The sequence below is a fragment of the Bradyrhizobium sp. 170 genome, assembly GCF_023101085.1.
In the GTDB taxonomy this organism is placed as follows: domain Bacteria; phylum Pseudomonadota; class Alphaproteobacteria; order Rhizobiales; family Xanthobacteraceae; genus Bradyrhizobium.
In genome coordinates this window covers 8571298-8595471 of record NZ_CP064703.1, presented here as the reverse complement: position 1 = coordinate 8595471, position 24174 = coordinate 8571298, and the positions used below count along the sequence as shown (strand labels likewise).

At 64.5% G+C, this 24174-nt stretch carries 24 protein-coding genes and 1 other RNA gene; 11 read left to right on the top strand and 14 right to left on the bottom strand.

Features of this window, described 5'->3' with window-relative positions; translation table 11 throughout:
• Positions 1 to 28: 28 nt before the first annotated feature.
• The 3 genes from hrpB (at position 29) to IVB05_RS40545 (ending at position 4768) form a co-directional block, all read left to right on the top strand.
• Positions 29 to 2506, top strand: coding sequence for an ATP-dependent helicase HrpB (gene hrpB / locus IVB05_RS40555; protein ID WP_247781663.1), 2478 nt, complete (start codon positions 29 to 31; stop codon positions 2504 to 2506).
• Between the two features lie 135 nt (positions 2507 to 2641).
• The gene (locus IVB05_RS40550; RefSeq protein WP_247787360.1) at positions 2642 to 3145 is read left to right on the top strand and encodes a TIGR02281 family clan AA aspartic protease; all 504 of its coding nucleotides are present in this window, start codon (positions 2642 to 2644) and stop codon (positions 3143 to 3145) included.
• A 123-nt stretch (positions 3146 to 3268) separates the two neighbouring features.
• Positions 3269 to 4768: a phosphomannomutase/phosphoglucomutase gene (locus tag IVB05_RS40545; protein ID WP_247781662.1), complete on the top strand. Its 1500-nt coding sequence runs from the start codon at positions 3269 to 3271 to the stop codon at positions 4766 to 4768.
• A 174-nt stretch (positions 4769 to 4942) separates the two neighbouring features.
• Here the strand turns inward: IVB05_RS40545 and IVB05_RS40540 are convergent, their stop codons facing one another.
• The 4 genes from IVB05_RS40540 to IVB05_RS40525 all read right to left on the bottom strand — a co-directional run bounded on the left by IVB05_RS40540 (position 4943) and on the right by IVB05_RS40525 (position 7935).
• Complete coding sequence (locus IVB05_RS40540) at positions 4943 to 5443, bottom strand: Lrp/AsnC family transcriptional regulator (RefSeq protein WP_108512319.1); 501 nt, start codon at positions 5441 to 5443, stop codon at positions 4943 to 4945.
• A 68-nt stretch (positions 5444 to 5511) separates the two neighbouring features.
• A complete protein-coding gene (locus tag IVB05_RS40535) occupies positions 5512 to 6474 on the bottom strand; it encodes a sugar kinase (RefSeq protein WP_247781661.1) in 963 nt (320 codons plus the stop codon).
• An 80-nt stretch (positions 6475 to 6554) separates the two neighbouring features.
• Complete coding sequence (gene nudC, locus IVB05_RS40530; RefSeq protein WP_247781660.1) at positions 6555 to 7505, bottom strand: NAD(+) diphosphatase; 951 nt, start codon at positions 7503 to 7505, stop codon at positions 6555 to 6557.
• 4 nt (positions 7506 to 7509) lie between these two features.
• Positions 7510 to 7935: an HIT family protein gene (locus IVB05_RS40525; protein WP_214489067.1), complete on the bottom strand. Its 426-nt coding sequence runs from the start codon at positions 7933 to 7935 to the stop codon at positions 7510 to 7512.
• A gap of 255 nt (positions 7936 to 8190) precedes the next feature.
• Here IVB05_RS40525 and ffs point away from each other — a divergent pair.
• The 5 genes from ffs (at position 8191) to IVB05_RS40500 (ending at position 11644) form a co-directional block, all read left to right on the top strand.
• An RNA gene (gene ffs / locus IVB05_RS40520) (signal recognition particle sRNA small type) lies at positions 8191 to 8287 on the top strand.
• Between the two features lie 110 nt (positions 8288 to 8397).
• A complete protein-coding gene (locus IVB05_RS40515; protein WP_247781659.1) occupies positions 8398 to 10242 on the top strand; it encodes a DNA polymerase III subunit gamma/tau in 1845 nt (614 codons plus the stop codon).
• Between the two features lie 24 nt (positions 10243 to 10266).
• Positions 10267 to 10587 (top strand): YbaB/EbfC family nucleoid-associated protein, encoded by a 321-nt coding sequence (locus tag IVB05_RS40510; protein ID WP_247781658.1) that lies wholly within the window; start codon positions 10267 to 10269, stop codon positions 10585 to 10587.
• A 1-nt stretch (position 10588) separates the two neighbouring features.
• The gene (recR, locus tag IVB05_RS40505) at positions 10589 to 11194 is read left to right on the top strand and encodes a recombination mediator RecR (RefSeq protein WP_057852534.1); all 606 of its coding nucleotides are present in this window, start codon (positions 10589 to 10591) and stop codon (positions 11192 to 11194) included.
• A gap of 24 nt (positions 11195 to 11218) precedes the next feature.
• Positions 11219 to 11644 (top strand): hypothetical protein, encoded by a 426-nt coding sequence (locus tag IVB05_RS40500; protein ID WP_247781657.1) that lies wholly within the window; start codon positions 11219 to 11221, stop codon positions 11642 to 11644.
• Between the two features lie 105 nt (positions 11645 to 11749).
• Here IVB05_RS40500 and IVB05_RS40495 read toward each other — a convergent pair whose 3' ends face one another.
• Positions 11750 to 13111 (bottom strand): AmpG family muropeptide MFS transporter, encoded by a 1362-nt coding sequence (locus IVB05_RS40495; protein ID WP_247781656.1) that lies wholly within the window; start codon positions 13109 to 13111, stop codon positions 11750 to 11752.
• Positions 13112 to 13259: 148 nt separating this feature from the next.
• Positions 13260 to 14468, bottom strand: coding sequence for a DNA recombination protein RmuC (rmuC, locus tag IVB05_RS40490; RefSeq protein ID WP_247781655.1), 1209 nt, complete (start codon positions 14466 to 14468; stop codon positions 13260 to 13262).
• A gap of 170 nt (positions 14469 to 14638) precedes the next feature.
• On the opposite strand from rmuC, the gene def reads away from it, so the two are divergent.
• The 3 genes from def to truA all read left to right on the top strand — a co-directional run bounded on the left by def (position 14639) and on the right by truA (position 17099).
• On the top strand, positions 14639 to 15166 hold the full coding sequence (def, locus tag IVB05_RS40485; protein WP_247781654.1) for a peptide deformylase: 528 nt from the start codon (positions 14639 to 14641) through the stop codon (positions 15164 to 15166).
• Positions 15167 to 15307: 141 nt separating this feature from the next.
• Positions 15308 to 16240, top strand: coding sequence for a methionyl-tRNA formyltransferase (fmt, locus tag IVB05_RS40480; RefSeq protein WP_247781653.1), 933 nt, complete (start codon positions 15308 to 15310; stop codon positions 16238 to 16240).
• 121 nt (positions 16241 to 16361) lie between these two features.
• Positions 16362 to 17099, top strand: a complete 738-nt coding sequence (gene truA, locus IVB05_RS40475; RefSeq protein ID WP_247781652.1) for a tRNA pseudouridine(38-40) synthase TruA — start codon at positions 16362 to 16364, stop codon at positions 17097 to 17099.
• Positions 17100 to 17223: 124 nt separating this feature from the next.
• Here truA and dapE read toward each other — a convergent pair whose 3' ends face one another.
• The 8 genes from dapE to yihA all read right to left on the bottom strand — a co-directional run bounded on the left by dapE (position 17224) and on the right by yihA (position 24172).
• Entirely contained in the window at positions 17224 to 18378 is a 1155-nt protein-coding gene (dapE, locus tag IVB05_RS40470) for a succinyl-diaminopimelate desuccinylase (protein WP_247781651.1), read from the bottom strand.
• Complete coding sequence (locus IVB05_RS40465) at positions 18371 to 18985, bottom strand: DUF805 domain-containing protein (protein WP_247781650.1); 615 nt, start codon at positions 18983 to 18985, stop codon at positions 18371 to 18373. The genes dapE and IVB05_RS40465 overlap by 8 nt, the downstream gene beginning before the upstream one ends.
• A gap of 61 nt (positions 18986 to 19046) precedes the next feature.
• A complete protein-coding gene (dapD, locus tag IVB05_RS40460; RefSeq protein ID WP_247781649.1) occupies positions 19047 to 19892 on the bottom strand; it encodes a 2,3,4,5-tetrahydropyridine-2,6-dicarboxylate N-succinyltransferase in 846 nt (281 codons plus the stop codon).
• 200 nt (positions 19893 to 20092) lie between these two features.
• Entirely contained in the window at positions 20093 to 20788 is a 696-nt protein-coding gene (locus IVB05_RS40455) for a pyrimidine 5'-nucleotidase (protein WP_247781648.1), read from the bottom strand.
• A 169-nt stretch (positions 20789 to 20957) separates the two neighbouring features.
• Complete coding sequence (locus tag IVB05_RS40450; RefSeq protein ID WP_247781647.1) at positions 20958 to 22007, bottom strand: DUF1036 domain-containing protein; 1050 nt, start codon at positions 22005 to 22007, stop codon at positions 20958 to 20960.
• Positions 22008 to 22039: 32 nt separating this feature from the next.
• Entirely contained in the window at positions 22040 to 22936 is an 897-nt protein-coding gene (gene argB / locus IVB05_RS40445) for an acetylglutamate kinase (protein WP_247781646.1), read from the bottom strand.
• Between the two features lie 214 nt (positions 22937 to 23150).
• Positions 23151 to 23522 (bottom strand): DUF423 domain-containing protein, encoded by a 372-nt coding sequence (locus tag IVB05_RS40440; RefSeq protein ID WP_247781645.1) that lies wholly within the window; start codon positions 23520 to 23522, stop codon positions 23151 to 23153.
• Positions 23522 to 24172, bottom strand: a complete 651-nt coding sequence (yihA, locus tag IVB05_RS40435; protein WP_247781644.1) for a ribosome biogenesis GTP-binding protein YihA/YsxC — start codon at positions 24170 to 24172, stop codon at positions 23522 to 23524. Before yihA ends, IVB05_RS40440 begins: the two co-directional genes overlap by 1 nt.
• Positions 24173 to 24174 lie beyond the last annotated feature (2 nt).

Sequence of the window (24174 nt, the reverse complement as noted above, 5' to 3'; positions counted from 1 at the left end):
CAAGGCGGACGATGACGGATGAGACACTTTGCCCCGCAGCTTCGACACGCCACTCCCGATCGACGCGGTGCTCGATGAACTCGGGCGCACGCTCGCGGCCAACAACGCCGCCGTGCTGGTGGCGCCTCCCGGCGCCGGCAAGACCACGCGGGTGCCGCTGGCGCTGCTCGACGCGCCCTGGCTGAACGGCAAAAAGATCATCATGCTGGAGCCGCGGCGGATCGCTGCGCGGGCCAGTGCCGAGCGCATGGCGCGGACGCTCGGTGAGCGCGCCGGCGAGACCGTCGGCTACCGCGTCCGCTTCGGCTCCAAGATATCGCGCGCGACGCGGATCGAGGTGGTTACCGAGGGCATCTTCTCACGGCAGATTCTCGACGATCCCGAACTGTCAGGCGTCGCCGCCGTGCTGTTCGACGAGTTTCACGAGCGTTCGCTCGACGCCGATCTGGGCTTGGCGCTGGCGCGCGATGCGCAGACCGGCTTGCGCGAGGATTTGCGCATCCTGGTGATGTCGGCGACGCTCGACGGCGCGCGGGTCGGCAAATTGCTCGGCGATGCGCCTGTCGTTGCCAGCGAAGGCCGCGCCTTTCCGGTGGAGACGCGCTATCTCGGCCGCAAGGCGGATGCACCGATCGAGCGGCAGATGGCGGATGCGATTGCGACCGCGTTGCGCGCCGATCCCGGCTCGGTGCTGGCGTTCCTGCCGGGCGCCGCCGAAATTCGCCGCACGCAGAATTTCCTCGGCGAGCGGGTTCATGATGCGAGCGTCGAGATCCTCCCGCTGTTCGGCGCGCTCGATGCTGCCGTGCAGGACCGCGCCATCGCGCCGGCGCCGAAGGGCCAACGCAAGGTCGTTCTGGCAACCTCGATCGCCGAGACCTCGCTGACCATCGAGGGCGTCCGCATCGTCGTTGATTCCGGCCTGGCGCGGGTGCCGCGCTACGAGCCTGACATTGGCCTGACCCGGCTGGAAACCGTGCGCGCCTCGCGCGCCGCGGTCGATCAGCGCCGGGGCCGCGCCGGCCGCACCGAGCCCGGCGTATGCTACCGGCTGTGGGACGAGCCGCAGACCGCGTCGCTCGCCGCCTATACCCAGCCCGAAATCCTCTCCGCCGATCTTTCCTCGCTGGTGCTCGATCTCGCGCAATGGGGCGTCCGCGACCCCTCCGCGCTGGCATTTCTCGATCCGCCACCGGCGCCGGCGCTGAAGGAAGCCAACAGCCTGCTCCTCGAACTCGGTGCACTCGATCCCGATGGCCGGATCACCGCGGAAGGCCAAAGCCTGCGCGCGATGGCGCTGCCACCACGGCTGGCACGCATGATCGTGGATTCGTATCGGCTGGGGGCGGGCGAGGAGGCGGCTGACATCGCGGCGATCCTGACCGAGCGCGGCCTCGGCGGCGATAGCGTCGATCTTGACCACAGGCTCGATCAGTTCCGCCGTGACCGCTCGCCGCGCGCCGGTAGCGCCCGCAGTCTCGCGCAGCGCTGGGCCCAGCAAGTGGCCGCGACGGAAGGGCCGGACAGCGAGGACGCCTCGCCCTCTACCGGGATCATGCTCGCGCTTGCCTTCCCGGACCGGGTCGCGCGCAACCGCGGCAATGGCAGCTTCGTGCTCGCCAACGGGCGAGGGGCCGCCGTCGAGCAAACCTCGTCGCTGGCGCGCGCGCCCTATATCGCGGTGGCCGAACTGACCGGCACCGCAGCCCAGGGGCGCATTCTGCTGGCGGCGCCGATCGTGCAGGCCGATATCGAATCGCATTTCGCCGACCACATCGAGAACAGCGAAGAGATTTCGTTCGATCGCGGCGCCATGGCGCTGCGCGCGCGCCGCAAGCGAACGCTGCACGCGATCACGCTGTCGGAAGCGCCGGTCGCGCTGTCGCCCTCGGCGGAGACCGCGCGCATTCTTGCCGCGGGACTGATCGCCGCCGGGCTCGACAAGCTGCCATGGTCGAAATCGTCAAAGCAATGGCGCGATCGCGTGATGTTCCTGCGCAAGGCGGAAGGCGATAGCTGGCCGGATCTGTCCGACGCCGCGCTTGCCGCCGACAGCGAGAACTGGCTGGTGCCTGTTCTCTACGACAAGACCTCGCTGAAGGAGCTTTCCCCCGGCGATCTCTCCGACGCGCTGATGGCGCTGTTGCCGTGGGAGTTGCGCGCGCGACTGGAGCGCGAAGCGCCGACGCATTTCGAAGCGCCGACCGGCACCATGCTGGCGATTGACTACGAGGCCGAGCAGGGCCCGACCATTGCCGTGCGCCTGCAGGAACTATTCGGGCTGAACACCCATCCCTCGATCGCCAAGGGCGCGGTGCCGCTTGTGCTGGAATTGCTGTCGCCAGCGCAACGTCCCGTGCAAGTGACGCGCGACCTGCCGGGCTTCTGGCGCGGCAGCTATGCCGCCGTGCGCTCCGACCTGCGCGGCCGCTATCCCCGCCACCCCTGGCCGGAAGACCCGGCAAATGCGCTGCCGACCCGCCGCGTCAAGCCGCGCGGGACGTAAACGCGCGGCCGTTAACGCTTCACTCATCCTTTTCGTCAAAATGGCAGCCTCGGCCGCCCCTGTTAGTCGCGGCTTGGCCCCAGGCGTGGTGTTATCGACGGTCTGGCAATCGAGTGTGGCGTAATGCGTAACCTGATGATCCTTGCCGCCGTTCTCGTCGGTCTCGGTACCTACATGGCGCAGATGGCGGACAAGATGTCGCCGGCGCCGGCCTCCGCCAGCGCATCGCCCCAAAAAGCGCCCGCGCAAACGGTCGCGCAGGCTTCCGTCCGCAGCCTCGACATTCCCCGCGATGCCCGCGGCCATTTCCAGACCGACGGCCGCATCGAAGGTCAGCGCGTCAATTTCATGATCGACACCGGCGCTTCGCTGGTAGCGCTGAACGAGAAGTCCGCGGCGCGGTTCGGCCTGCGCCCCTCGCGCAGCGATTACAACGCGACCGTCACCACCGCCAACGGCACCATCAAGGCCGCGCGCACGCGGCTTGCGATGATCGAACTCGGCGGTCTCGTGGTGCGCGACGTCGACGCCCTGGTGCTGCCCGACGAGGCGCTGTCGGAGAACCTGCTTGGCCTGTCGTTCCTGTCGAAGCTGAAGCGCTTCGAATACGCCAACGGCCGGATGGTGCTGGAACAGTAAGGTTTACCGGTTACCAATCTGCCTTAATTAGCTGCCACAAGGCGCCGGTCCCGCCTATCGCCCAGCCCGCGCATTCGCTATGGCTGCGGTGTTCCCTTAAGCATTTTCACCACAAGGCAACCCATGTTCCCCAAGCCAAAATCCGTGCTGGTTCCGAATACCTATGAGTTCGAATCCGGGCCAATGGTGAAGGCAACCGGCTTTCGCGAATACGACGCGCGCTGGTTGTTCGAGAAGGAAATTAATCTGATGGGGATTCAGGCGCTGGGCATGGGGCTCGGCGCGCTGATCGCGGAACTCGGCGTCAAACAAGAAATCGTTACCGGTCACGATTTTCGCGGCTATTCGGCCTCAATCAAATACGCATTGATTTCCGGCCTGATGGCGGCGGGCTGCAAGGTGCACGACATCGGGCTTGCGGTGACGCCGATGGCCTATTTCGCGCAGTTCGATCTCGACGTGCCCTGTGTGGCGATGGTGACCGCGTCGCATAACGACAATGGCTGGACCGGCGTCAAAATGGGCGCCAACCGCCCACTCACCTTCGGCCCCGACGAGATGACGCGGCTGAAGGAAATCGTGCTCAACGCCGCGTTCAACAACAAGGCCGGCGGTTCCTATCAATTCCACGAGAATTTCCCGGCGCGCTACATCGCCGATCTCACCAAGCGCCCGAAGCTCAAGCGCAAGCTGAAAGTCGTGGTCGCCTGCGGTAACGGCACCGCGGGCGCGTTCGCGCCGCAGGTGATGGAAGCGATCGGCTGCGAGGTGATTCCGCTCGACACCGAACTCGACCACACCTTTCCGAAATACAATCCGAATCCCGAAGACATGGAGATGCTGCACGCGATCCGCGATGCGGTGCTCAAGCACAAGGCCGATGTCGGCTTGGGCTTCGACGGCGACGGCGACCGCTGCGGCGTGGTCGACAATACCGGTGAAGAAATCTTCGCCGACAAGGTCGGCGTGATGCTGGCGCGGGATATGTCGGCGATCCACAAGGACGCGCAGTTCGTGGTCGACGTGAAATCCACCGGCCTGTTCGTGACGGATCCGGTGCTGCAAAAGCAGGGCGCGAAGACCGCCTACTGGAAGACCGGCCATTCCTACATGAAGCGCCGCACCAACGAGATGGGCGCGCTGGCGGGTTTTGAGAAATCCGGCCACTTCTTCTTCAACAAGCCGTTCGGCCGTGGCTATGACGATGGCCTCGTCTCGGCGATTGCGATCTGCGAAATGCTCGATCGCGCATCTGACAAGTCGATGGCGGACCTGAAAAATGCGCTGCCGAAAACCTGGTCGTCGCCGACCATGTCGCCGCATTGCGCCGACGAAACCAAATACGGCGTCGCCGACGCCGTGGTGAAGCATTTCGAAGCGCTGCAGAAAAAGGGCGACAAGGTCGCAGGCCAGAAAATCCGCGATCTCGTCACCGTCAACGGCGTGCGCGTCACCGTCGAAGACGGCAGCTGGGGCCTGGTGCGGGCGTCATCGAACAAGCCGGAGTTGGTGGTCGTGGTCGAGAGCCCGGTGAGCGAGCAGCGCATGCGCGACATGTTCGAGGCGATGGATTCGGTGCTGCGGACGCATCCGGAAGTCGGCGCGTATAATCAGAAGATTTGAGGGGCGGCGGTGTTTGCCTAACACGCGCTCGTCGTCCCCCGCGAAGGCGGGGGACCCAGTACGCCGCGGCGGATCGGTTCAATAAACAGGCGTCTCTGGAATACTGGATCGTCCGCCCCAGTGCGCAATTGCGCACAAGGCGGACGATGACAGCGAATGTGTGGATGCGAGCCCTTACGCCGCCGGCACCGGCAGCGCGGTCACCGACTTGATCTTCTCCATCGCAAAGCGCGAGGTGACGTTCTTCAGCGGCACGGCGCTGATCAGCTTCTTGTAGAACACGTCATAGCTCGCCATGTCGGCGACCACGACGCGCAGCATGTAATCGACGTCGCCGGCCATCCGATAAAACTCCATCACCTCGGGCATGGCGCTGACTGCGCTGGCGAACGTCTTCAGCCAGGCTTCGGAATGGTCGGAGCTCTCGACCGAGACGAACACCGAAATGCCCAGCCCGATCTTGTTCTGGTCGACCAGCGCGACCCGGCGCAGGATCACGCCGTCGGCCTCCAGCCGCTGGATCCGCTTCCAGCACGGCGTCGACGACAGCCCGACCCGGTCCCCGATCTCGGCAACCGAGAGCGAGGCGTCCTCCTGCAGCACGGTCAGGATCTTGCGGTCGATGGCATCCAGGCGGCGGTTGGCTTCAGGGAGCTGAACGGCTAGGTCGGTCATGAGAAAAATGTTCCATACGGGAGGTTTGATATCCTCATATATAGAAAATTCTTCTATAGCAAGCCCCGCTATTGGCCGGTCGACGCCCGGTCTGCCACCTGGCCGTGGCTCAAAAGCCCTTCAACTTCAGCACGTTGCGGGGCGGCGAAGGCGCCGCCGAAACGGGTGCATTTCAGCGCCGCAGCGGCGGAGGCGAATCGCAGCGCCTGCTGCAATCCCTGCTTCTCGGTAATCGCCAGCGCAAACGCGCCGTGGAACACGTCCCCGGCGCCGAGGGTGTCGACCGTATGCACCGGGAAGGCGGGGGTCTCCTGAATGTCCCCCTTCTCGTCGAGCCAGATCGTGCCCCTCGGGCCACGGGTCCCCGCCAGGAACGACGAGGTCAGTTTGGCGATCTTCTTCAGCGCCTGGGCGTCGTCAGTAACATCTGCGGTTTCCTGCAGCGGCTCGCTGGAGAACACCAGGTGCGTGGAGGCGTTCAACAGGCCCTCGCGCAGCGACATCGCCCGATCGACGTCGACGATCACGGGAATGCCACGCCGGACCGCCTCGGCGCAAAGCTCGGTGCAGAATTCCGCGCAGCGGCTCTCGGTCAGAATGGCGGCGCAGTCGTCCAGCAGCGTGTCGAAGTCGGGCAATTTCACATGCCACAGTTTCGGATCGCGGAAGGTCACGATGGTGCGCTCGCCGGATGGATCAATCATCACCGCCGAGATCGGCGTCACCAGCCCCGGCATGTGGATGAGATGTTTCGTCTCGATGCCCTCATGCGCCATCTGCTCGAAGATGAAGCGACTCGATGTTTCGTTGACATCTCCCATCGGCCCGCAGATCGAGGCACGGCCACCGAGCCGAGCGATGCCGATCGCGCCATTAAGCGCGTTGCCGCCGCAGATTTCGTCGAATGCGGTGGCGTTCTCCTTGGAGCCGCGCCCGGGAACACCCGGCGTATGAAAGGTGAGGTCGCGCACCGGCATGCCGATGCAGAGAATCCGCGGCGGGACTTTGGGCGCTTTATCTTGAAAGTTCATTCGGGAATCCGTCATGTCGGTTCCGCCTTCTGCCGGAACCAAGGTCCCGAGTTAATCGACTGGTCGATGGACGGTTCCCGCTATGCGCTCGTATCGTTTCCTCCATGCACCCAGCGTCCGATCAGATGGTGCGCGATCGCGAACGGATGCGCCGCAAATAAGCCATCAGGATGTTCGCGCCGGTGCATCAGCGCGACTTCGGCGCGATCGAACCAGCGCGCGTCCTCGAGCTCGGTACGATCAACCACGATATCCTCGTTGAGCGCACGTGCGGCGCATCCGATCATCAGCGATGACGGATAGGGCCACGGCTGTGTCATGTAATAGCTCACATCGGTGCAGCGGATGCCGGATTCCTCGAAAATCTCGCGGCGGACCGCGTCCTCGATGGTCTCGGCGGCTTCGACAAAACCGGCCAGACACGACCACATCCCGGGCATGAACTGCTTCTGCCGGCCGAGCAGGCACTTGTCGCCTGATGTCACCAGCATGATCACGACCGGATCGGTGCGTGGAAAATGCTCGGCCTTGCAGCTCGGGCATTCGCGCTTCCAGCCGCCTTCCTTCATCCCGGTGCGGGTGCCGCAATTGGCGCAGAAGCCGTGGCGCTGGTGCCAGGTCACCATCGATTTGGCCATGGCGATGGCGGAAAGCTGTTCCGGCGGCACCGTGCCCTGCATGGCCATGCCGCGCAGCTCGGTCACGGCGACGTCGTCGCGCGTCATCAGCTTCTCGACCGCTGCGGCCGAAATGCCCATGCCGAAAACCGGCGCGCTATCGCGTAGCCCCAAAAAGATCGTGCCGGGATTGGCGCCGAGCTTCACGGCCTCTTCGACGCCGAGCAGCACGCGCGGTCCATCCGCGTCCTGCCTCACCAGAAGCGAGTCGCGGTAGATCACATAGGCGCCGGCGTTGCGCTGGCTCTCCAGCGCGAACAGTTTTTCGTCATTGGCGCGCAGATGCGCGGCGCGATCGAGAATGTGGGTGACGAAAGCGGGCTTCCCCAGCGGATATTTGTCGAATGCGGACATCGTTTCAACCCAACCAGATCTTGCGGCGAAGCGCGTTGATGAAATTCTGTACTTCCTCGGCGTCATGCGCCAGCGGCGGCATCACGCCCCAGACCGGCCGCGGCCAGGCCGCGTCGCTGGTACGCCGCGCGATGACGTGGACATGCAACTGCGGCACCAGATTGCCCAGCGCCGCGACATTGAGCTTGTCGCAATTGGTGACCTCTTTCAGGGCGCGCGAAACGCGTGAGATTTCGGTCATCAGCTGCGCCTGCGCGACCTCGTCGAGATCGATGATTTCCACCGCACCCTCCCGGCGCGGCACCAGCAACAGCCACGGGTAATGCGCGTCCTTGATGACCAGCACCTTGCACAGCGGCAGGTCGCCGATGTCGATGGTGTCCTTTTTGAGCTGGGAATGCAGCGACCAGGCGGAGGCGTCGGAGGGCATCAGGGTTCTATGATCCTCAAAGTAGGATTGCAGAGGGCGGCCCTGCAAACAACACCCGCCATGGCCGGGCAGAAGCGTGAAGCGCGTTTTCGCCCGGGATGTCCCGGGCATCCACGTCTTTTTTGCGTTGAACTGGAAGAAGCAAGACGTGGGTGGCCGGGTCAAGCCCGGCCATGACGAAACGGGGTAGTTCCGGCGCATGGCACCCTCCAACCCCGCTTGCTTTCCGGCCCTTTTGGCCCCAAATAAGGACCGGGAGATTGGCGGTGGACGAGCCACTCGCCAACCGGGTCAGGTCCGGAAGGAAGCAGCCCTAACGAGGTCCGGATCGGGTCGCTCGTCAGTCTCCTACCTGTTTTTCGAGCGAATCGCGCAATGTGGGCGGAAAAGCCTGCCCCTTGCGCCTGATTTCGTTCCTTTCCGCAAGCCGGCCCCGAGAGACAATCAATTGCGGATCGACCGATGAGTGATGCTGGCGCTCCCCCCGACAAGTCAGACGGCGCCAGCCAGAGCGGCTTCGAGCTCGGCGGCCAGGGCGAGACGGCCAAGCCCTACCGGGTGCTGGCACGCAAATACCGCCCGTCCAGTTTCGAAGACCTGATCGGCCAGGAGGCCATGGTCCGCACCGTTTCGAATGCGTTCGAAACCGGCCGGATTCCGCAAGCCTGGATCCTGACCGGCGTCCGCGGGGTCGGCAAAACCACCACGGCGCGGATTCTCGCCCGCGCGCTGAACTACGAAAAGCCCGATGGCTCGGTGAAGGGGCCGACCATCCATATGCCTGACCTCGGCGTGCACTGCCAGGCGATCATGGAAAGCCGGCACATGGATGTGCTGGAAATGGACGCCGCCTCCCATACCGGCGTCGATGACGTCCGCCAGATCAATGACAGCGTGCGTTACGCGCCGGCCAGCGCCCGCTACAAGGTCTACATCATCGACGAAGTCCACATGCTGTCGACGGCGGCCTTCAACGCCTTCCTGAAGACGCTCGAAGAGCCGCCCGAGCACGCCAAATTCGTGTTCGCCACCACCGAAATCCGCAAGGTCCCGGTCACGGTGCTGTCGCGCTGCCAGCGTTTTGATCTCCGCCGGGTCGAGGCCGATGTGCTGATGGGGCATCTCTCCAACATCGCGAAAAAGGAAGGCGTCGAGGTCGAGCCCGAGGCGCTCGGCATCATCGCCCGCGCCGCCGAAGGCTCGGTGCGCGATTCGCTCTCCCTGTTTGATCAGGCGATCGCCCATGCCGCGGGCCTTGTCCGCGCCGATGCCGTGCGGCAGATGCTGGGGCTTGCCGACCGCACCCGGGTGATCGACCTGTTCGAGCATCTGGCGCGCGGCGATATCGCCAGCGCCTTCGGCGAATTCCGCAGCCAATATGACGTCGGCGCCGATCCGGTCGTGGTGCTGTCCGACCTCGCCGAATTCGTCAATTTCGTCACCCGGGTGAAGATCGTGCCTGCGACCGCCGACAATGTTGCGTTCGGCGAGACCGAGCGCGTCCGCGCCCGTGAATTTGCCGCAAAATTGTCGATGCGGGTGCTGTCGCGGATGTGGCAGATGCTGCTCAAGGGCATCACCGAGGTGCAGACCGCGACCCGACCGGCGGCGGCAGCCGAAATGGTGCTGGTCCGCATCGCCTATGTCGCCGACCTGCCGACGCCGGACGAGGCGATCCGGATGCTCGACCAGAACGGCGGCGGAGCGCAGATGGCCTCCGGCGGCGCGGCGCCGTCACGGGCCGCGCCCCCCGCACCGGTATCTTCAATGTCTGCCGCTTCGCCGATGCGGACGCCTGCTTCGCCCCGCTCCGGCGCGGAAGCGTCCGCGCGGCCGCAAATGGTGGCGCCGTCGGCCCAAACCGAGTCCACGCCCGTCCTGCGGCTCGCCACTTTTCCGCAGCTCGTCGCCCTCGCCGGCGAGAAACGCGATATCCTGACCAAGACGGCGCTGGAATCCGATATGCGCCTCGTCCGCTTCGAGGACGGGCGGCTGGAGGTGGCGCTGGAGCGCCATGCGGCGCGCGGGCTGGTCAACGACCTCTCCCGCAAGCTGGAATCATGGACCGGGCGGCGCTGGACCGTGGTGATCTCCAACGAGGCCGGCCAGCCGACGCTGCGCTCGCAGAATGAGCAGGCGAGGAACGAACACGCGCGCGCCGCCGAGGCCGATCCGCGCGTGCAGGAGGTGCTGGCGCGATTTCCCGGCGCCAAAGTGGTCGAGGTGCGTCGACTTGCCGCCGAGCCGCCGGAATCCAATATTAACAGTGAAGAGTTGAACGAGAGCTCCGACGGCGACGACGACTGATCGGGCTCTCGAGAGGACGGACGAATGGCTGATTTTCTCGGCATGATGAAGCAGGCGCAGCAACTGCAATCCAAGATGCAGGCGATGCAGGAAGAGCTCGGCAATCTCGAGGTCGAGGGCATTTCCGGCGGCGGGCTGGTCGCCGTGCGCATGACCGCGAAGATGGAAGTGAAGGGCGTCAGGATCGATCCCTCGCTGATGAAGGCCGAGGAGCGTGAAGTGCTCGAGGATCTGCTGGTGACCGCGCACAACGACGCGCGGCGCAAGGCGGAGACCGCGGCGATGGAAAAAATGCAGGCGCTGACCGGCGGGCTCGGCCTGCCGCCCGGACTTGGCCTCACCTGAAATGGCAGCGAGCGTTGCCGGCCCCGAAATCGAACGCCTGATCCAGCTCCTGGCGCGCCTGCCGGGGCTGGGGCCGCGCTCGGCGCGGCGTGCGGCGCTGCATCTGATCAAGAAGCGCGAGGCGCTGATGACGCCGCTCGCCGGCGCGCTGCAGGTCGCAATCGACAAGATCCAGGTCTGCAAGACCTGCGGCAATATCGACACGCAAAATCCCTGCACGGTCTGCACCGATCCGCGCCGCGATCCCTCGACCATCGTCGTGGTCGCCGACGTCGCCGATCTCTGGGCGCTGGAACGGGCGAATGCGACCAACGGCCGCTATCATGTGCTCGGCGCCACATTGTCGCCACTCGACGGCGTCGGCCCGCAGGATCTGACCATCGACGCGCTGGTGGCGCGCGCGCACGAATCACAAGTCGGCGAGATCGTTCTGGCGCTGAATGCAACGGTTGATGGCCAGACCACCGCCCATTACATCACCGATCTCCTGCAGGACGCCAACGTCAAGGTGACCCGGCTCGCGCATGGCGTGCCTGTCGGCGGCGAGCTTGATTATCTCGACGAAGGTACGTTATCGGCTGCCATGCGGCAGCGAACGCTGTTCTAACCCACATCAACGGAACTGATCGACATGACGAAACCGCGATTCGGCAAGCGCTCCTGTTTTGTTTTCATGATGGCGGTGGCCTTTGCCGCGCCTTCCGCGTGGGCGCAGCAGGCCGAGCCGGCGCCGAAGCCCGGCAAGCCGATCAATGCCGGCGATGTTCTGTCCGGTGAACTCAACGCCATGAAGGGCGGCAAGAAGAGCAAGCGCGCCGCGACCTACCAGATCACCAGCGAGCCGCGCCGGCTGCCGCCGCCGAACGGGTTGTGCAATCTCGAGACGGGACCTGAGACGTTCCAGCTCGTCACCAGCAGCGACGCCCAGGCCGCGCAACTGAAGAATTTCATCGGCAAGGAAATTTCCGTGAAAGTCGACGAAGTCGCCTGCGCGCAGGACGCCGGGCAGATGAGCGAAGCCGTGATCACCAAATGGAGCGTGGTGACCAAGCATTGAGTATCGAACTTCGTAGCCCGGATGGAGCGAGCGCAATCCGGGATGATCTCATCGCCGTCGGACCGACCCCGGATTTCGCTTCGCTTCATCCGGGCTACAAGAGACTTAAACCTTCACCGGCCCCACCGCATCGAAATGCCCGCGGCGCTGCAGCCAGGCCAGCAGGATCAGGCTGGGGATTGCGACCACGACGGAGATTACGAAGAACTGCGGCCAGCCCGTCGCCTCTGCCACATAGCCCGCACCTGAGGACAGGTAAGTGCGCCCTACCGCGGCGAGCGCGGTGAGCAGCGCGTATTGGGTCGCCGTGTGCAGCGGGTTCTGGCACAGCGCCGAGAGATACGCGACGAAGATCACGGTACCGATCGCGCCGGTGAAGTTTTCCGCCGAGATGGCGACGGCCAGCGCCCATTGATTGGTGCCGACAAGGGCGAGCCACGCAAACACAAGGTTTGAGACCGCTTGCAGCACGCCGCCAATCCAGAGGCTTGCGACCAGCGAATAGCGCCGCGCCACGTAGCCGCCGGCAAAACCGCCAATCAGGGTCGCGGTCAGGCCGACGCCCTTGACGATAGCGGCGTAGTCGACCTTGCTGAACCCGATGTCGATGACGAACGGCGCCGTCATGCTGCCGGAAAATGCGTCGGTGAGCTTGAATGAAACCACGAACGCGAGGGCCACCCAGGCGTACTTGCGGCTGAGAAATTCCGAGAATGCACCGATCGCGGCGTGAAGCACGCGCGAAAATGCCGTCTCGGTGCTGGTCGCGGCTTCCGCGGCCGCGGATTGTGTCGGTTCGGTTGCAGCCAGCGCTGTGACGGTGCCAATCAAGATCAGCGCCGCCATCACCACATAGCCCCACGTCCAGGCCAACGATCGCGCGATATCTGCTCCCTCGAATCCGCTGACGATGACCAGCACGCCGGCGGTCGAGACCAGCATGCCGATCCGGTAGGCCGCGACGTACGAGGCCATGCCGGCGGCCTGCTCGCTCTCGGGCAGGCTTTCAACGCGGAACGCATCGACCACGATGTCCTGGGTCGCCGACATCACGGCGACCAGAAGCGCGCCAAGTGCCACGAACAGCGGTGAGCGCGCCGGGTCGGTCAGGGCCAGCAGCAGGATCGCGCCGATCAGGAGCAGTTGCGAAAACACCAGCCAGCCGCGCCTGCGGCCGAAGGCGCGCGTGAAGATCGGCACATGCAGTGCATCGACCAGCGGCGCCCACAAAAACTTCAGCGTATAGGGCGTGCCGACCAGTGCGAACAGCCCGATGGTTCCGAGATCGACGCCGGACTCGCGCATCCATATCTGCAGTGTCGATCCCGACAGCGCCAACGGCAGGCCGGACGAAAAGCCGAGCATCAGCACGATCAGAACGCGCGGCTGGAGATACACGGCCCACGCCTCGCGCCAGGTTGGCGCAGGTGTGGCCGATGTCGGGGAGGCAGCTTCAGGTGCGGTCATGGGAGGGTGTTAACAGATTCTGCCACAAAAAGACTGTCATCGGCCGGCTTGACCAGGCGACCAGAATCGTAGGGTTGGTAGAGCGAAGCGCAACCCACCATTCGTGATGGGTTTCGCTGCGCTCTACCCATCCTACTACGTCGGAACCCTACTCCCCCGCCTGTAGCTTGCGCGGCACGGGGAACAGCTCGGCCGTTCCGCCCTTCACCACGCGCGCCGCCTCGACCGGCGCATCGGTCTTGCTGAAATCGAGTTCCTCGATCCGCCCGGCGCGCTTTTCGATCTTGTCGGCGGAGATCAAAACCTGTCGCACATCCTCGTTGACGTCGCCAAAATGCTTCTGCAGCTTCAGCACGCGCTCGCGCAGGCGCCCCAGATCGTCGCCGAGATTGAGCACCTCGGTGCGGATCTGGTCGGCGGCGTCGCGCATGCGCGCGTCTTTCAGGATCTGCTGCATCACCTGGATCGCCAGCATCAGCAGCGAGGGCGACACCAGCACGACGCGGGCGCGGTAGGCCTTCTGGATCACGTCGTCGAAACCGTCGTGGATTTCCGCATAGACCGATTCCGACGGCACGAACATCAGCGCGGTGTCCTGAGTCTCGCCGGCGATCAAATATTTCTCGGCGATGTCGTTGACGTGCTTCATCACGTCGTTGCGCAGGCGCTGGGTAGCGAATTTGCGTTCCTCGTCGCTGCGCGCGTCGTGCAGCGCGGTCATCGCTTCCAGCGGAAATTTCGCGTCGATACAAAGTGGCCGCTGGTCGGGCAGGAACACCACGCAATCCGGGCGCTTCCCCGTCGAGAGCGTGTGCTGGAACGCGTAGGAGCCCTGCGGCATGCCGTCCTGCACGATCGCTTCCATCCGCGCCTGCCCGAACGCGCCGCGCGACTGCTTGTTGGCGAGCACGTCGCGCAAGGTCGTCACCTGCGACGTCAGGTCGGTGAGGTTCTTGTGCGCGTTGTCGATGATGCCGAGCCGCTCATGCAGCACGCGCAGACTGTCCATGGTGTGGCGCGTGGTCGCTTCCATCGACTGGCCGACCCGGTGCGTCACCGAATCCAGCCGCTCGTTGACCGCGCGCGCCATCTCGGCCTGGCGGCCGGCCAGCGACTGGGCCATGGCGTCGACCCGGCCGGTGGATTCGCTCTGCGCCCGCAGCATCTGGCTTAAGCGCTCTTCCAGTTCGTCGGCGCGAATCGCCTGCGCCATCGCCAGTTCCGCGCCCCGGCGGCCGGAGCGGGCGATGACGATGGCGATCGCCAGCAGCAGCACCAAAGCGAGCGCGCCAAAACCGGCCAGCGCCTCGCCGACGTGGATCGGCAGGTCGCCGACGATGAAAAGAATTTCGTTCATACGGCTATGTAGCCCGATTCGCCGGCTTTCGCGAACGAAGAGGGAACATTTATGGTAAATGAAGGCTTAATTTTCGTGGTTAACGCGTCGTTAAAAATCATGGTTAAGGCCGCCTTAACGGACGCCCCGGCGCATTGACCCCGGCAAATCAGCAGCTTAAATCGCGCGCTATGGCCTTAAGAGAAATCATCATCCTGCCGGACAAACAGCTCCGGCTAGTCTCCAAACCCGTCGAGAAGGTGACGACGGAGATCCGCAAGCTTGCCGACGACATGTTCGAGACCATGTACGAGGCGCCCGGCATCGGGCTCGCGGCGATCCAGGTCGCGCAACCCTTGCGGCTGATCACCATGGACCTCGCCAAGAAGGACGAGAACGGCGAGACCAAGCCGAGGCCGCGGGTGTTCATCAACCCGGAAATCATCTCCTCGTCGGAGGAATTGTCGGTCTACGAGGAGGGCTGCCTCTCGATCCCCGAATATTACGAGGAGGTCGAGCGCCCGGCGAAGGTCCGCGTTCGTTTCACCGATCTCGACGGCAAGGTGCACGAGGAGGACGCCGATGGGCTGTTCGCGACCTGCATCCAGCACGAGATCGACCATCTCAACGGCGTGCTGTTCGTCGACTATCTGTCGAAGCTGAAGCGCGACCGCGTGTTGAAGAAGTTTACCAAGGCCGCCAAGCGCGCGGCGGAATAGGCCGCCACTCTATCGACCGTCGTACCCGGCCTTGTGCCGGGCATCCACGTCTTTCTTTCTCGCTGCACGGAAGACGTGGATGGCCGGGACAAGCCCGGCCATGACGGATAAACTTAGCTCACACCGAGATCCATCCGCCTCATGCCGCTCCGCTTGATCTTCATGGGCACGCCCGATTTCGCGGTGCCGACGCTGCTCGAACTCGTGGCCCATGGCCATGAGGTCGTGGCCGTTTATACTCGCGCGCCGAAGCCGGCCGGGCGTGGCATGAAGCTGCAACTGAGCCCGGTCGAGCAGGAGGCGCGGCGACTCGGCATTCCCGTGCTGACGCCAACGACGCTGAAGACGCCGGAAGCGCTTGAGGAGTTTCGCGCATACAATGCCGATGCGGCGGTCGTCGTCGCCTACGGCATGATCCTGCCGCAGGCCATTCTGGATGCGCCGCCGCTCGGCTGCTTCAACCTGCATGCTTCACTTTTGCCGCGCTGGCGCGGCGCCGCCCCAATCAACCGCGCCATCATGGCAGGCGATGCCGAGAGCGGCGTGATGGTGATGAAGATGGATATCGGCCTCGACACCGGCGACGTCGCGATGGCCGAGCGGCTGGCGATATCGGACGCCATGACCGCCGCCGACCTGCACGATGCACTGGCGCCGCTCGGCGCCGACTTGATGGTGCGTGCGATGGGCGGGCTCGCCCGCGGCGGGCTGCAGCTCCAGAAACAGAGCGAAGACGGCGTGACCTACGCTGCCAAGATCGAGAAGGCCGAGGCGCGGATCGACTGGCAGCGCCCGGCGCGCGAGGTGCTGCGGCATATTCACGGCCTGTCGCCGTTCCCCGGCGCCTGGTGCGAGATCGCGACCGATGGCGAACCGGCGCGGATCAAGATTTTGCGCTGTGAACCCGCAAAAAGCTCTGGCACATCAGGCGAAGTGCTCGACGATCGCCTGATCATCGCCTGCGGCGATGGCGCGATCCGCATTCTCGAACTGCAACGCGCCGGCAAAGCCCCGATGAAAGCGGCGGACTTTTTGCGAGGCACGCCGCTGAATGCTGGCGTGCGGTTCTCTTAACACTGTCATACCCCGCGAAGGCGGGGTATCCAGTACGCCGCGGCCTTCGAGATTGAACCGAGACGCCGCGGCGTACTGGATCATCCGCCTTCGCGGATGATGACGGCTCCACTGGATTGATATGCCCCGCTACAAGCTCATCATCGAATATGACGGCACGCCGTTTTCCGGCTGGCAGATCCAGGACAACGCACCGACCGTGCAGGGCGCGCTGGAAACTGCGGTGATGGCGATTTGCGGCGAGCAGGTTCGCGTCCACGGCTCGGGCCGCACCGATGCCGGCGTGCATGCGCTGGCGCAGGTGGCGCATTGCGATATCCAAAAGCCGTTTCCGCCCGGCCGGCTGCGCGACGGATTGAACGCGCATTTGCGGCCGCATCCGATCGGCGTTCTCTCGGCGGAAATCGTCGCCGATGATTTCGAAGCGCGCTTTTCCGCCAAGAGACGCCACTACCGCTACCGCATCACCAACCACCGCGCCAATCTTGCGCTCGACATCAAGCGAAGCTGGCGGATACCGCGCCATCTCGATACGGATGCGATGCAGATCGCAGCGCAACGCCTGCTCGGCAAGCACGACTTCACGACGTTTCGCGACACTGAATGCCAGGCGAAATCGCCGGAGAAGACGCTCGACCAGCTCGACGTCGTCAGGCAGGGCGACGAGGTTTTGATCCTGACCTCGGCGCGCTCGTTCCTGCACAGCCAGGTGCGCTCGATGGTGGGCTCGCTGGTCTGGGTCGGCGAAGGCCGCTGGAGCGCCGACGACCTCGCCGCAGCACTCGCCGCCCGCAACCGCGCCGCCTGCGGCCCTGTCGCGCCGCCGGACGGATTGTATCTGGTGCGGGTGGAGTATTAAGCGTCGCCGACGATCTCGTAGGATGGGTGGAGCGAAGCGATACCCATCGGGCTAGCGGCGAGGTGATGGGTATCGCTGCGCTCCACCCATCCTACGATTCTTCGCGGACGATGACGGCGGTGCACTACCCGAAATATCGGTCCAACACACCTCGATAAATCTTCGTCAGCTTCTCCAGATCCGACACCGGCGTGCGCTCGTCGATCTGGTGCATGGTCTGGCCGACCAGACCGAATTCGATCACCGGGCAATAGCTCGAGATGAACCGTGCGTCCGAGGTTCCGCCGCTCGTCGAGAGTTCCGGTTTGCGTTCCGTCACCTCCTCGATCGCGCTGACGGCGAGGTCGGTGAACGCACCGGGCTTTGTCACGAACACGTTGGAGTTGGAATATTCCCACACGATGCGGGCGCGGATGCGGTTGCCACAGGCTTTCGCCAGCCGTTCCTCGACCAGCGCGCGCAGCGTCTCCTGGGTGTGGTTGTCGTTGAAGCGGATGTTGAACTTTGCGCGCGCCTGTCCGGGGATCACATTGCTTGCGGTGTTGCCGACGTCGACGGAGGTGAATTCGAGATTGGAAGCCTGAAACTGCGCGCTGCCGTGGTCGAGCGGCTCGTCGGAGAGCGCCACGATCAGCCGCGAAATATCCGGCACCGGATTGGCAGCGCGATGCGGATAGGCGACATGGCCCTGCGCACCGTCGACATAGAGCGTGCCGGATTGCGAGCCGCGGCGGCCGATCTTGATGCAGTCGCCGAGCACTTCGACATTCGACGGCTCGCCGAGCACGCAATGGTCGAATTTTTCGTCACGCTCCGCGCACCATTTCAGGAGCTTGATGGTGCCGTTGACCGAAATGTCCTCTTCGTCGCCGGTGATCAAAAACGAGATCGAGCCTTTGGGCTTGCCGCCATTGTCTTTCAGATAGTCGAGCACCGCAGCGACGCTGCAGGCGATGCCGCCCTTCATGTCGACCGCGCCGCGGCCATAGAGAAAACCGTCCTTCACCTCGCCCGAAAACGCGCCGAGCGTCCATGCGGCTTCGTCACCGGGCGGCACCACGTCGGTATGTCCGGCAAAGGTGATGTGTGGCGCTTCAGTCCCGATACGAGCGTAGAGGTTGTCGATATCTGATGTGCCGGGCTCGCCGAAGGTGACGCGATGCACCTCGAAGCCGGCGTCTTTCAACAGGCGTTCGAGGACGCCGAGCGCACCGGCGTCGGCAGGGGTGACAGACGGGCAGCGGACGAGGTCGCGGGTAATGGAAACGGCGTCATTCATAGCCCGGCTTAACACGCCAAACCGGCGGCGGGCCAGCCTTGTGCGGGACCATTTCGATCTCGCTCTGCTGGTCCCAGGGCGGCCGCGTATCGCGCGGCGGCGGCGCCAGCGGGTCGGCGCCGAACCGGTTGGTCTTGCGCGAGCCCTTCAGGCAGTACATTTCGACGAAGCCCCACAGGCACAGAGCGGACGCGGCAATGGCGAGCGGCAGGTCGGCATAGGAATCGGGAAGCCGGTCCGCAAATTGATTGTGGAGGCCGGGCATTGCGAAGAACGGCACCATCCACCAGCCGCTCTTGTCGCGGTCATGCAGCCGCTTGATGGAGGTCGCGAAACAGACCCACATCAGCAGCGAGGTGCCGACCAGCTTGATCAGGAGCCGGGGGAGGTCGGCCCATGTCAGGGACCGATACGCGTCGGGATCCACCAGCTTGAAGAGGTCGCTGGCGCCGATATGGATGGGTGCGGCGCTGCCGAACAGGCCGTGGATCGCAACGACCACCAGCGCCACGGTCGCCATCAAGCCAAACAGCACGGGCATAGCGAGCCAAAATCTGGCGCGGCTGATGCGGCCGTCAAAGCGGAACAGGTACCAGGTCCAGTCCATGCCCAAACCTCCGGAGGCCGGCAGAATACATTGGTCGCGCGGAAAAGCCCCCGGTTCGATCCTAATCCCGCAGCAGCTCGTTGATGCTGGTCTTGGAGCGGGTGCGTTCGTCGACGCGCTTGACGATCACGGCGCAGGCGGTGGACGGGCCGGGCTGGCCGTTCTTCAGCGGCTTGCCGGGCAGCGCGCCGGGAACGACCACCGAATATTCCGGAACTTCGCCGATGAATATCTCGCCGGTCTCGCGGTCGACGATCTTGGTGGAGGCGCCGAGGAACACGCCCATCGCCAGCACCGCGCCCTTGCGTACGATCACGCCTTCGGCGACTTCCGAGCGCGCGCCGATGAAGCAGTCATCCTCGACGATCACGGGCTCGGCCTGCAGTGGCTCCAGCACGCCGCCGATGCCGACGCCGCCGGAAATATGCACGCGCTTGCCGATCTGCGCGCAGGAGCCGACGGTGGACCAGGTGTCGATCATGGTCGCTTCATCGACATAGGCGCCGAGATTGACGAAGGACGGCATCAGCACGACGTTGCGGGCGATGAAGGCCGAGCGGCGCACGATCGCGCCGGGGACGGCGCGAAAACCTGCGTCGCGAAAACGGTTCTCGCCCCAGCCCTCGAACTTCGAGGGCACCTTGTCCCACCACGACGCCTTGCCCGGGCCGCCGGGAATAGCGCTCATGTCGTTGAGGCGGAACGACAGCAGCACCGCCTTCTTCAGCCACTGATTGACTTTCCACTTGCCGTCAGCCCCGCGCTCGGCGACGCGCGCCTCGCCCTTGTCGAGCAGTTCGAGCGCGCCATCGACGGCCTCGCGAACCTCGCCCTTGGTCGACGTCGAAATGCCGTCGCGGGCATCGAAGGCGGCGTTGACGGTGGATTCGAGTGCGGACAGGGACATCGGGATTTCCTTAGGGATTTCGGGCGGAGTTGACGGGCTTTTTCGGGATTTGGGCAGGGAGAGTCAAGGCTCTCTCGTCGTCCCTGCGAACGCAGGGACCCATAACCACAGGCTCCGATTGCTGATCGGGATGTCTGCCAGAGTGCCTCTTACCAGCGGCCGCGGCGTATAGGTCCCTGCGTTCGCAGGGACGACACCGATCAGGTACTCAACTTCTCCAAAAACCCCGTCAGATCATCCGTCACGTGATCCACGTAAGCCGCATCCCGGCCTTCCAGCTCCCAGTCCTCGCGCACCACTTCCTTGGCGCCGTCCGGCACCACCAGCACCGTGGTCATGCCGAGCTGGTGCGGCACCACGAGGTTGCGGGCGAGATCCTCGAACATCGCCGACCTCAGCGGATCCACGCCGTGGACGCGCAGGAATTTGTCGTAGGTCTGCGGTGCCGGCTTCGGTTCCAGTTCGGCGGCGATGATGTCGAAAACCGCCTCGAATTGCTCTGTTATGCCGAGCCGCGCCAGTACCGCGCCGGCATGGTCGGTCGAGCCGTTGGTCAGGATCAGCTTGCGGCCGGGAAGTTTTGCGATCGCAGCCCCCATCGCGGGGTTCGGCTCCAGCGGCGAGTGATCGATCTTGTGCACATAGGCCAGATAATCGTCGGCGTGAACGCCGTGTTCGGTCATCATGCCGCGCATGCTGGTGCCGTAGCGGCGGTAATAGTCCTTCTGGATCACGCGCGCTTCTTCCGCGGAGATTTTCAGATAAGCGCTGATGAACTCGCCGATCCGCGCGTCGACCTGTTGCCACAGATTGACGTGGTGCGGGTACAGCGTGTTGTCGAGATCGAACACCCAGGTGTCGATGTGGGCGAAGGGGCGGGGGGAATTGGTTTTCATTTGCTGTCTCAACCCGTCGTCCCTGCGAACGCAGGGACCCATACGCCGCGGCGGTTATTGGTGTGCACGGTGCGTGTTGCCTTTGGTCTTGGGTGGCGTCGTAGCCAAAACTCAGTTCGGTGGCTATGGGTCCCTGCGTTCGCAGGGACGACGAGAGAGTGGTGTTCCATCACGGCATCGCAAACCGAATTGTCTTGCCGCCGCTCGACATATCCACCGGCGCAAAGCCGATCCGCGCAAGCCCGCGGGTGCCGCAATCGCCCTGTTCCGATATCTCGAACTTGCTCTCGCGCGTGCAGAGCTCCTTCGGGCCGCCCCAGTTCAACGGCTTGTCCCGGTATTTGACGGCGCGGTTTTCGCCGTCGACGGCTTCGGCGAAACTGTAGACCTGCTTCGGCTGGCCGGTCACGTCCGGATGCAGGCACTTGCCGGGATCGATGCGGTACCAGCCGCGGCTGGTCACCGCCTTGCCGTCGTCGGTGGCGACCGCCGCCATGATCTTGTGCGGCGTGTCGTTGCACCAGGTCAGCCCCGAAGAGGAGGGCTTTTGCACGGCTTCGACCATGGTGGTGAAGAAATTCTGCGACTGCACGACATCAGCGGCGAGCCCGCGGCTCTTCAGGAACGCGCTCAATGCGCCTTGCGTCTTCGGCCCGTCGACGCCGTCGATCGGCGCGGCGTCATAGCCGGCGATGACCAGCAGCCGCTGGATGCCGGCGAGCCGCGCCTGCTCGTCGTCATATTCGGAGTCCTCGGCCAGATAGGCGACCAGGTTGCCGTCATCGGTCCGCGTCGGCGTGATCTGGGTGAAGGGCGCAGGCGTCTGGTTGCCGCGGCACTGGCGGGCGGCGGCGATGACGAAATTTTCCGGCGCGATGCACAGCGTGTCGCTGCCGTTCTGCGGGATCGGCGAAGCGCCGTAGACGCCGAGCGCGCGCGCATTCAGCAAGACGCGGTCGGCGGTCAGCGCGCCCTGCAGCACCACGCGGCAGGCGGCGGGATCGATCCGGAACCAGCCCCGCGTCGCCGTCGCCGCCTTGTCGTCGATGCCGATCGCGGCCTCGACCACATAGCTCATGCGGTTGCAGAGTTTTAGATCGGCGAACGCGGGCAGGGAGGAGGCGAACAGCGAAATCGCCGCGGCCGGCAGCGACATCAGGAAACGGGCCAATGCCGAGCGCGACCTCTGTGATGCTCTCCGCTCGTCAAGCCCAGCCATGACGGCCTCTGTTCGCATCGCCGCTTTGTGCATCACTTGTGGATCAGCGTGCCGGTGCCCCGGTTAGTGAACAATTCGAGCAGGACCGCGTGCTGCGTCTTGCCGTCGATGATGACGACGCCTTGCACGCCCTGTTCCAGCGCGTAGATGCAGGTCTCGACCTTTGGGATCATGCCGCCGGAAATCGTGCCGTCGGCGATCAGTTTTCGCGCGTCCTTGACCGACAGTTCCGGAATCAATTTTTTCGACTTGTCGAGCACGCCGGGAACGTCGGTCAGCAGCAGCAGCCGCTTGGCCTTCAGCGCGCCCGCCACCGCGCCGGCAAAGGTGTCGGCGTTGACGTTGAGCGTGTGGCCGTCATGCGAGGTCGCCAGCGGCGCCAGCACCGGGATCAGCTCGTGGCCGATCAACTGGTTCAATAGCGTCAGATCCACCTTGTCGGGATCGCCGACGAAGCCGAGGTCGATCGCCTTCTCGATGTTCGAATCCGGATCGACCATGGTGCGCGTCGTCTTCGACGCCTTCACCATGTTGCCGTCCTTGCCGCTCAAACCTACCGCCTTGCCGCCGGCTTCGTTGATGTAGCCGACCAGCTGCTTGTTGACCGACCCCGCCAGCACCATCTCGACGATCTCGATGGTGGCGGCATCGGTGATGCGCAGGCCGGCGGCGAATTCCGACTGGATGCCGAGCCGCTTGAGCATGGTCGCGATCTGCGGCCCGCCGCCATGCACGACCACCGGATTGATCGCGGTCTGCTCCAGAAGCACGATGTCGCGCGCGAACGCCTTGGCGGTTTCCTCGGCGCCCATGGCATGGCCGCCATATTTGATGACGATGGTTTCCTCGTCGTACTGCTGCATATGCGGCAGCGCCTCGGACAGGATGCGGGCCTGATCGAGCGGGCTGATATTTTGCGCAGATGTCATGAAGCGGGCCTCGCCATTCCGGATGTCGGGGCGGGTTCTATCCGATTGGCGGGCAGGGCGCAAAGTGGGGGAATTGCGGAGTTTGTAGCCCGGATGCAGCCAACGGGTCGCGCGAACGCGCGCCCGATGACAGGCTCCGCGAAATCCGGGGCAGTCCCGCGAGTCGAGCGAGTTTTCCCGGATTGCGCTTCGCTCCATCCGGGCTACGGAATTCTTACCCCCGCCGCGGCCAGGCCGCCGCGACCGCCAAGGCCAGCCAGCTCACAATCAACAGCGTCCCACCCGTCGGCGCGGCCATCGGAAACAGCCCGTGGCCGGCATAGTGCCGCAGCGCCAGGTCGCCGGCGAACAGGCCTGCCGCAATCACGAAGCCGAAAGCGACTGCAATACCGATTTTCGTGTGCACGATCCCGCGTTCCGCCAACGCGATGGCACCCAATACCGCGCTGGCGTGAAACAGCAGCATCGACGAGGCGGAAGCCAGCCGCGACGCATCCGCGCCATGGGCGGATGCGGCCGCCAGCATGACGCCGTCGGCGCCCATGACGGCGGCCAGCACGATCAGGATGCGGGCTGTGCGGCTCATCAGGCGCGCTCGTGCAACAGACGCACCATCGCGGCGCGCAATTCCGGCATGCCAGCGCCGGAGCGCGAGGATGTCAGCAATACTTCCGGAAACGCGGCCGGGTGCTTGGCGAGCGCCGCCGTGGTCTCGGCGATGTTTTTTTCGAGTTCTGCCTTCTTCACCTGGTCCGCCTTGGTCAGCACCACCTGATAGCTCACGGCGGACTTGTCCAGTGTCTTCAGCACGTCCTGGTCGACATCCTTGATGCCGTGGCGCGCGTCGATAAGCACATAGACCCGCGCCAGCGTGGCGCGTCCCTGCAGGAATTGATGAATCAGCTTGGTCCAGGACGCGACCTGGGTCTTGGGCGCCGAGGCGTAGCCATAGCCGGGCATGTCGACCAGCCGCAGTCCTGCATTGTCAGGGCCGTCGAAGAAGATCAGTTCCTGGGTGCGGCCCGGCGTATGCGAGGTGCGCGCCAGTGCGTTGCGGCCGGTGAGCGCATTGATCAGGCTCGATTTGCCGACATTGGAGCGGCCGGCGAACGCCACCTCCACGCCTGCCATCGGCGGCAGCGTTTCGATCGAGGGCGATGCCCAGACGAACTTCCAGTCGCCGGCGAAGAGTTTTCGGCCCTCTTCAATCAGCTTCGCATCGATGTCAGCGTTCATGC

Excerpts from the sequence above, each read along its gene's own strand:
- IVB05_RS40550 (WP_247787360.1), top strand. The coding sequence starts at position 2,642 with ATGATCCTTGCCGCCGTTCTCGTCGGTCTCGGTACCTACATGGCGCAG.
- IVB05_RS40545 (WP_247781662.1), top strand. The coding sequence starts at position 3,269 with ATGTTCCCCAAGCCAAAATCCGTGCTGGTTCCGAATACCTATGAGTTC.
- IVB05_RS40540 (WP_108512319.1), bottom strand. The coding sequence starts at position 5,443 with ATGACCGACCTAGCCGTTCAGCTCCCTGAAGCCAACCGCCGCCTGGAT.
- IVB05_RS40535 (WP_247781661.1), bottom strand. The coding sequence starts at position 6,474 with ATGAACTTTCAAGATAAAGCGCCCAAAGTCCCGCCGCGGATTCTCTGC.
- nudC (WP_247781660.1), bottom strand. The coding sequence starts at position 7,505 with ATGTCCGCATTCGACAAATATCCGCTGGGGAAGCCCGCTTTCGTCACC.
- IVB05_RS40525 (WP_214489067.1), bottom strand. The coding sequence starts at position 7,935 with ATGCCCTCCGACGCCTCCGCCTGGTCGCTGCATTCCCAGCTCAAAAAG.
- IVB05_RS40515 (WP_247781659.1), top strand. The coding sequence starts at position 8,398 with ATGAGTGATGCTGGCGCTCCCCCCGACAAGTCAGACGGCGCCAGCCAG.
- IVB05_RS40510 (WP_247781658.1), top strand. The coding sequence starts at position 10,267 with ATGGCTGATTTTCTCGGCATGATGAAGCAGGCGCAGCAACTGCAATCC.
- recR (WP_057852534.1), top strand. The coding sequence starts at position 10,589 with ATGGCAGCGAGCGTTGCCGGCCCCGAAATCGAACGCCTGATCCAGCTC.
- IVB05_RS40500 (WP_247781657.1), top strand. The coding sequence starts at position 11,219 with ATGACGAAACCGCGATTCGGCAAGCGCTCCTGTTTTGTTTTCATGATG.
- IVB05_RS40495 (WP_247781656.1), bottom strand. The coding sequence starts at position 13,111 with ATGACCGCACCTGAAGCTGCCTCCCCGACATCGGCCACACCTGCGCCA.
- rmuC (WP_247781655.1), bottom strand. The coding sequence starts at position 14,468 with ATGAACGAAATTCTTTTCATCGTCGGCGACCTGCCGATCCACGTCGGC.
- def (WP_247781654.1), top strand. The coding sequence starts at position 14,639 with ATGGCCTTAAGAGAAATCATCATCCTGCCGGACAAACAGCTCCGGCTA.
- fmt (WP_247781653.1), top strand. The coding sequence starts at position 15,308 with ATGCCGCTCCGCTTGATCTTCATGGGCACGCCCGATTTCGCGGTGCCG.
- truA (WP_247781652.1), top strand. The coding sequence starts at position 16,362 with ATGCCCCGCTACAAGCTCATCATCGAATATGACGGCACGCCGTTTTCC.
- dapE (WP_247781651.1), bottom strand. The coding sequence starts at position 18,378 with ATGAATGACGCCGTTTCCATTACCCGCGACCTCGTCCGCTGCCCGTCT.
- IVB05_RS40465 (WP_247781650.1), bottom strand. The coding sequence starts at position 18,985 with ATGGACTGGACCTGGTACCTGTTCCGCTTTGACGGCCGCATCAGCCGC.
- dapD (WP_247781649.1), bottom strand. The coding sequence starts at position 19,892 with ATGTCCCTGTCCGCACTCGAATCCACCGTCAACGCCGCCTTCGATGCC.
- IVB05_RS40455 (WP_247781648.1), bottom strand. The coding sequence starts at position 20,788 with ATGAAAACCAATTCCCCCCGCCCCTTCGCCCACATCGACACCTGGGTG.
- IVB05_RS40450 (WP_247781647.1), bottom strand. The coding sequence starts at position 22,007 with ATGGCTGGGCTTGACGAGCGGAGAGCATCACAGAGGTCGCGCTCGGCA.
- argB (WP_247781646.1), bottom strand. The coding sequence starts at position 22,936 with ATGACATCTGCGCAAAATATCAGCCCGCTCGATCAGGCCCGCATCCTG.
- IVB05_RS40440 (WP_247781645.1), bottom strand. The coding sequence starts at position 23,522 with ATGAGCCGCACAGCCCGCATCCTGATCGTGCTGGCCGCCGTCATGGGC.
- yihA (WP_247781644.1), bottom strand. The coding sequence starts at position 24,172 with ATGAACGCTGACATCGATGCGAAGCTGATTGAAGAGGGCCGAAAACTC.